Genomic DNA, 7,569 nt, shown 5'->3' on the forward strand with positions numbered 1-7,569 from the left:
GCTGGCCACCGGCGCACGTTGCACCTGCTCGCCAAAGAGATCCAGATCGGGCATGGCCAGGCCAGATCGGCCTTTGCGGCAAAAGACCTGGGCCACCTGCGCCTCAATCTCCTGCCAGGGCATGCGCGAGGCCAGTACGGCTAGCGGATGGCGCAGGTCGATCATGTGGTCGATGCGCGAGCGAAAGAAATCGTCGGTGGCGGCGCAGGTAAACAGCACGGCAGAACTCCCAGAAAACTGCCTCTATTGAAAACAAAACTGGGAGTTTTGGGTATCCGCAATCACCCCGAAGGCCAGTGTTTATGAGGGCTTCGGGGGTTTTTCAGGGACGACTATTAAGAATAAGACCGAATGAGCGCCGACGTGTGAGCGGGACTTCTCGGGCTTTGCAATGGTGTGCCGCACAGGGTGGGCTATGGGTCTGGCCGCTGATGATTGTGCAAGCGATTGCTGGCAGTCTGCGAGTCCCCGGGGGCTGCATGAGTCATGTGTTCAGCGTAGCAGCAGACACCCCGCAAACATCAGCGAGTGACCCCAGATACCCGGCAGGGCGTACTTCGCAAAACGCCAGCCACCGCTAGTGATGGCCACCACACTCTTGCTGGTGGCGTGCACCAGCACGGCCGCCATCAGGGCCTGAGCCAGGGTGGCATCGGCCGGAGTGCCCTGTAGCAGCACCGCCGCGGCTGCGGCGTGGAGGTCGGCCAGGGCAGCCAGCAAGGTGCCTGCGAGCAGGCCCGCGTCGCCGAATGCCAGCCTGAGACCGTGGACCGCGGCCTGCACCGCCGTGAGGAGGATCGCTACCAGGGCGGTATCACGCAGCTTGAACATGCGCGAATCTTCCATGGGGCTTGCCTCGGCGTGCAGCTCTGGGGCGGCTGATTGCGAGGGCGCGACAGACAGTGGTGTCGGGGTCATGACTGTTGTGGCGTTCTCCGTGCTGCCGTCTGGTGTGGCGTTTTCTTGGGTGGCGCCTGCGCTGTCTGATGCAGGCCGCATGAGCCACGCCCCCCATGCGAGCGCTACGAGCGCGGCTGCCCCGGCAGGGGGGGCCATGTGCAGCAGCCATGCGGGCTGCACCGTGGCAGTCACTACCAGCAGTTGCATCATGGTGGCCGTGCACGAGAGTACGGCCGCGCCCGCCTGCAGCCTGGCCTGTGCCGGGGTGCTGCGGGCTTGTATGCCCAGCGTGGCGATGGTGGCTGTGCTGGAAACGAACCCGGAGGCCAGTGAAGCCAGTCCCAGTGCATGCCGGGCCTTCATCAGCCTGCGGCCTAGGTGCGCCACGGACTGGATCAGCAGCAGTACCACCAGCAGCCGGGCCACCACCTGCGGGTTGAGGGCGTCGCCCCAGAGTGGCTGATCAGGGACGAGCGGTACCACCAGCAGGGCCAGTGCGGCAAGCACGAGGCCATCGCGTGCCTCGCCCGGCTGCAGCCACTGGCGCGATAGGTGGTGCAGGCTGTCGCGGGCGGCCAGCAGCACCGTGGCTGACACCGCCAGTGCAGCTGCCACGGGCTGGCTGTGCGCGCACATCACGCCAATCAGGTATGCCAGCAGCAGGGCGACCTCAGTGGTCATGCCGGGGTCGTCGAGGGTGTCGCGCCAGGCACTGAGCAAGCCCAACCCAGCAACGAAGATGGCTCCCACTGCGATCAAAGGGGCCGAACCCAGCAGGGCCGCCACGCCGCCCGCCAGGCTGGTGAGCGTGAAGGTCCGGATGCCTGCCGGTCTGCGGCCTGGTCCATGCCCCTTGCGGCGCTCGCGTTCGATGCCCATCAGCAGCCCGCAGCCCAGCGCGCTGGCCAGGACCGCCAGTGCCGCTGAAAAATTGCTACTGTCCTGCAACATTCACCCTCCTTGCGAACTGGTCCGGACGGACAGGGCTCGTCCACTGCATTGTCGTGGCAATGCCCACGGCGGGATCGGGGTGCGAGGTGCAGTGTTGTTCTCTGAGGCCGGTATGGACCGGTACCGCCGGGTCCGGAAGGTCATGTACCCGCCGGGCCCAAGCGTGGGCGTCACGCCGTCCTGTCAGCCCCCGTGCCTGGGTGGCGATTTGGTCGGGGTGCCTCGATGCCATATCTAGTTGCAAAATTGTGCAGGTGGCGGGCGTGTCCGGGTGCGGGTGCGTTGCCCAAAGGGTGTGCCTGTGGTGTGAGGATGCCTGTGCTTTCTTTCAGCGGAAATCCCGGCTCATGGTTGCCAGTTGCCCCAGCAGGGGGGACAGGTCTGCCAGTCGCTCTGCAATCAGGTTGCAGACATCGCCCTGGCGCTGCCACCGGCCCTTGACTGCCAGCAGCCGCGAGCCCAGCAGCACCTGCCGCTGGGTTTCGCGCAGACTGCGCCACACGATGACCTGGGTGGCGCCGTGCTCGTCTTCCAGCGATACAAAAATGGTGCCGTTGGCCGTGGCCGGCTGCTGGCGCAGCGTGACGATGCCGGCAGTCCGCACCGTGCGGCCATCAGGGGTGCGGCGCAGGTCTTGCGATGTTTTGAGCCTGTACTGGTCGAGCCGGGGCCGCAGCAGTGCCATCGGGTGGCTGCGCAAGGTCAGGCCCACCGAGGCGTAATCCCACAGCACATCCTCACTTTCGGAGGCCGCAGGCAGTTCCAGAAACTCTTCCTCCACGGGCGCGTCCTGCAGCAGCCGGGGCGATGCGTGCAGCGCTGCGGCGTCCCATACCTGCTGGCGCCGGTGGCCCGACAGGGAGGCCAGCGCACCTGCGGCGGCCAGCAGTTTCATCTCGTGCTGCTCCAGGCCGGCGCGGCGGGCCAGTTCCTCGGCGCTGTCAAAAGGGGCCTTGCTGCGCTCGGTCATGATGCGGTCGGCGCTGGCGCGCCGCAGGCCATGCACCAGGAGCAGGCCCAGGCGCACGGCGGGTGTGCCCGGCAGGTCTTCCAGGGAGGTGTCGGTATCGCTGTACATCACATCGACGGGGCGCACCTCCACGCCGTGGCGGCGCGCGTCCTGCACCAGCTGGCTGGGGCTGTAAAACCCCATGGGCTGGCTGTTGAGCAGTGCTGCCAGAAAGGCGGCGGGCTCGTGGCACTTGATCCACGACGAGGCGTACACCAGCAGGGCAAAGCTGGCCGCGTGGCTTTCGGGGAAGCCGTATTCTGAAAACCCTTTAATCTGCTCGAAGATCTGTTCGGCAAATTCACGCGCATAGCCGCGTGCCGTCATGCCCTCGACGATGCGGCCGTAGTACCGGCTCAGCCCGCCCTTGCGCTTCCAGGCCGCCATGGCACGGCGCAGGCCGTCGGCCTCGCCGGGCGTGAAGCCTGCCGCCAGGATGGAAATCTGCATCACCTGCTCCTGAAACACCGGCACGCCCAGCGTGCGGCCCAGGGCGGTCTTGAGCGCCTCGCTGGGGTAGGTCACGGGCTCCTTGCCCTGGCGTCGGTTCAGGTAGGGGTGCACCATGCCGCCCTGGATGGGGCCGGGCCGCACGATGGCGACTTCGATCACGAGGTCGTAGAAGCAGCGGGGGCGCAGCCGGGGCAGCATGCTCATCTGGGCGCGGCTCTCGATCTGGAACACGCCGATGGTGTCGGCCTTGCAGACCATGTCGTAGGTGGCGGGGTCTTCGGCCGGGATGTCCTGCATGCCGAATTCGCAGCCGCGCCGCTGGCCGATCAGGTCCAGCGCCCGCCGCAGGGCCGACAGCATGCCCAGCGCCAGCACATCCACCTTGAGCAGCCCGGCGGCATCCAGGTCGTCCTTGTCCCATTCGATCACGGTGCGCTCGGGCATGGAGGCGTTGTGCACTGGCACCATGCGGCACAGCAGGTCGCGGGTGAGCACGAACCCCCCGGTGTGCTGCGACAGGTGCCGGGGAAAGCCGATCAGCTGGCTGGTGAGGGTGATGAGCTGGCGTACGGCCAAGTCCTCCATGTCCATGCCCAGTTCGTCAAAGCGCTCGAGCCGCACATCGGTGCCGTCAAACCATTTCTGGCCCTTGGCGATGGCGTCCAGCGTGGCCAGGTCAAAGCCCAGCGCCTTGCCCACGTCGCGGATGGCCGAGCGGGGCCGGTAGCGGATGACGGTGGCCGTGAGCGCTGCGCGGTCGCGTCCGTATTTGGCGTACAGGTATTGAATGACTTCCTCGCGGCGCTGGTGCTCGAAGTCGATGTCGATGTCTGGGGGCTCGTTGCGCTCCTTGCTGATGAAACGCTCAAACAGCACCGACATGCGCGCCGGGTCCACCTCGGTCACGCCCAGGCAGTAGCAGACCACGCTGTTGGCCGCCGAGCCGCGGCCCTGGCACAGGATGTGCCGTGAGCGCGCAAACGCCACGATGTCGTACACCGTGAGGAAGTAGTGCTCGTAGCGCAGCTCGCAGATCAGCGACAGCTCGTGCTCGATCTGCGCCTGCACGGCGGCGGTGATGCCCTGCTGCCAGCGGCGGCCCGCGCCTTCGTACGTCACCTGGCGCAGGAAGCTGGCAGCCGTGTGCCCGTGCGGCACCACTTCGTCGGGGTACTGGTATTGGAGCTCGTCCAGGCTGAAGCTGCACCGGGCCACCACCTGCAGCGTTTCGGCCAGCAGGTCGGGCGCAAAGGTGCGGGCCAGCCGCAGCCGGGTGCGCAGGTGCTGCTCGGCACTGCGCTGCAGGGCATGGCCGCACTCGGTCAGGGGTTGGCCCAGGCGGGTGGCGGTCAGCACGTCCTGCAACGGCTTGCGCGAGCGCACGTGCATGTGCACATCGCCCACGGCCACCAGGGGCAGTGTGGTCAGCCCTGACAGGTGGCGCATGCGGTGCAGCCAGAGCTCATCGTCCAGGCGGCGCATCTGGTCTACGCCGATCCAGCAGCGCCCCGTGAACTGGTGCAGCGCCCACTGGCCCAGGCTTTCCAGTTGCTCCTGCGTGGCCTTGCGGTCGGGGCACAGCAGGGTCAGGCAGTCGGTGAGTTCGCCACCGGTGAGGTGGTCCAGGGTGAGTTGGTACGTGCCTTTGTCGGACGCGCGCCGCAGCCGGGTGATGAAAGCGCACAGGTTGCCGTAGCCGGTCAGGTTTTGCGCCAGCAGCACCAGCGTGAAGGGGGCTTCGGCGCTGCTGCGCGGCGTGATGCAAAACTGCGAGCCCAGCAGCAGTGGCAGGCCTGCCGCCTTGGCCGCCACATGGGCGCGCACCACACCGGCCATGGTGCATTCGTCGGTGATGGCCAGGGCGCGGTAGCCCAGCGCCTTGGCGCGCTCCACCAGCTCCTCAGGGTGGCTGGCGCCGCGCAGGAACGTGAAGTTCGACACGCAGCGCAGTTCGGCGTAGTCGGGCAGGGATGGGAGGGGGGCGGTCATCCCGGCGTCCTCAGGCAAAGTGCCCGTGCAGGAACCAGGCCGTCTGGTCGTGCGCCAGCCGCTGCTGGAAAATCCACAGCACGCCCGCGTGCGGGCTCAGCGCCAGCCAGTAGTCCCGTTGCACATTCAGGGGCACGGCATCCGGCCCCGTCGTGCTGCGGTGCCACCAGCCGCCTTCGATCCGGTCGGGGCCCAGCAGCATTTGCAGCGGTCCCTGGTAGAAGGGGCGGTGGTTGCGTTCCATCAGCCGAAGCGGCTCATCGAGCACCCAGGTGGGCAGGGGAATCGCAGGCACCGCTTGCGGTGCCCGGGGGCGCTTGCCGGGCGTGCTGTCCCAGCTTTGCATCCATTCCAGCCGGTGGTCGGGCGACATCACCGGGCGGCGCACGCAGGCGTTGCCCAGGCGGGCCTGGATGCGTTCGAGCGCCAGGTCTGTGCTGCCGCCCTTGTGCAGTGTTTCAGGAATGAGCGAGCGGCTCTCTTCGACGATGGGAACCACTTCCGGGGCCAGCAGCTCGATGTCACCGACCGGGGCCAGCAGCTGCACATGGGCCAGGTGCTCGGTCAGCAGACGCGCCAGGTGTTCGGTGTTCTGCGTGGGTTGCCCTGTGCGAACCGTGATTTCCCCTCCGGTGCCGGCCTCCTTGGCGCGCATCACGTCGTGGCACCAGCGCAGCGTGAAGGCCGTTGCGCCCAGACGCCGCGCAGCCAGCCAGCCCGCCATCTGCACCAGCAGGCGCCGAGCCCCAAACAGCAGCGCCGGGGCGGATTCGACCCGCGACATCAGTTCCAGCCGGGCGTGGAACTGCTCGGGCAGGGTGATCCATTCGTAGGCCTCTGGCCGCAGGCCATAGGCCTGGTCCAGCGCCGCCAGCAGGGCCTTGCCGAAGCGTCGGCCCAACCCACCACGGGGCAGCCTGCGGACATCGCCCAGCGTGCGGCAGCCCACCCGGGCCAGCGTGTCTGCATGCAGTGCGATGGCGGTGATGGCGTGCAGGGGCAGGGCATCCAGCACCTGGGTGAGCGGCGCGCTGAATCCGTCCGGCGCCGCCTTGCTGTCGGGCTGGCGTACCAGGGCCAGTGCGGCGCTGCCCGTGGGGGCCCAGGCCACGCGGGCACCGAGTTCCTGTGCTCCGCATTCCACCTGCGCGCGCAGCTGCTCCATGCCCCCGAACAGGCGCGCGCTGCCGGCCATTTCTGCTACCACCGAGCCTTCGAGCAATGTCACCCGCGGGGTGAACTGCAATGCCCAGGTTCCAAGGCAGGCCGCATCAATGGGAGACGGTGACGCGGGCAGCGGCAGGGGGAGCAATGCGGCCCAATGTCCGAGCATGGGTGGTCTCCTTGCGCGAAGGTGCGACAGCAGGTGCTGCCGGTACGGTGTGCAGCCGAGGCGGGATCACGTCCGCCAGGTTGCCTGGCATGGCTGGCAGGTACAGCGACTCGTCCAGACAGGCGCCCCGGCGCTTGGCAATGCGCACCTCCAGATTCCACCCCTGGGCCAGCACTACGGTGATGCGCAAGGGGGCCGGAGATGCATCGACCAGCGTGGCCATGGGCCGGAACAGGAACACCGGTGCGTCGCACGACTGCGCATGGATCTGCAGGCGCCGGATCTGCTCGGGCCGCGCCAGGGGCAGCCAGGCAAGCACGGCCCCGGAGGGGGTGGACTTGAGGATCTGCTCTGTGGCCCAGAGCCGGTCCACGGGCTTGCTGGCATCAATCCACAGGATCTGCTCTTGCGCCACCCCCAGCTGGGCCAGCCCGCCCGCGTGCGGCTGTTTGGGCGGGGCAATGAGGTAGAGACGACCGCCATCCTGCATGAGCGCTGGCAGCGAACGGCCCAGCAGGCGCCACTCGCACAAAGCCGCCTGCGGCGTCAGCACTTCCGTGAGGCTGTGGGTGGGCCAGCCCCCTCCGGGCAACTGTGCATCCAGCGCATCAAAACCCGTGGGTACCGTCCGGGCGGCACCTGCATGGACCTCCGTCGCACGCCAGAGGGCTTCGGCCACATGGGGCGCGAGCAGGTCGCCTGGGGCGAAAGCAGTCAAGGCTGCAGGCAGAGGGGCGGACATGGGAGCTTGCCGTGCTGGGCATCAAAACGCGTGGATAAAGACTGTTTATTTATAAGGGGTATCTATTTAGCTCCAGCAGCCCCATTGATGCTGTGATTTCATCCAGCCATCGTATCCGATTGCCCATCCCCGCTGCTCTTGCTCACAACATCCCCATAGGTCACTGGCGGCGTCACTACCGCCTGCTGCAGC

At 67.4% G+C, this 7,569-nt stretch carries 4 protein-coding genes and 1 pseudogene; all 5 read right to left on the minus strand.

From position 1 onward, the window contains the following. Nucleotides 1-219, minus strand: a pseudogene (locus ACK543_RS11480) (IS5/IS1182 family transposase); the annotation flags it as partial. Between the two features lie 273 nt (nucleotides 220-492). After that, on the minus strand, nucleotides 493-1,851 hold the full coding sequence (locus tag ACK543_RS11485; protein WP_409942984.1) for an MgtC/SapB family protein: 1,359 nt from the start codon (nucleotides 1,849-1,851) through the stop codon (nucleotides 493-495). 328 nt (nucleotides 1,852-2,179) lie between these two features. Continuing rightward, a complete protein-coding gene (locus ACK543_RS11490) occupies nucleotides 2,180-5,302 on the minus strand; it encodes an error-prone DNA polymerase (RefSeq protein ID WP_409942985.1) in 3,123 nt (1,040 codons plus the stop codon). Between the two features lie 10 nt (nucleotides 5,303-5,312). After that, entirely contained in the window at nucleotides 5,313-6,635 is a 1,323-nt protein-coding gene (locus ACK543_RS11495; protein ID WP_409942986.1) for a Y-family DNA polymerase, read from the minus strand. Further along, nucleotides 6,574-7,377, minus strand: a complete 804-nt coding sequence (imuA, locus tag ACK543_RS11500; protein ID WP_409942987.1) for a translesion DNA synthesis-associated protein ImuA — start codon at nucleotides 7,375-7,377, stop codon at nucleotides 6,574-6,576. The genes ACK543_RS11495 and imuA overlap by 62 nt, the downstream gene beginning before the upstream one ends. Nucleotides 7,378-7,569 lie beyond the last annotated feature (192 nt).

Origin of the sequence: Acidovorax sp. (assembly GCF_046341535.1) — a bacterium.
In the GTDB taxonomy this organism is placed as follows: Bacteria; Pseudomonadota; Gammaproteobacteria; order Burkholderiales; family Burkholderiaceae_C; genus Acidovorax.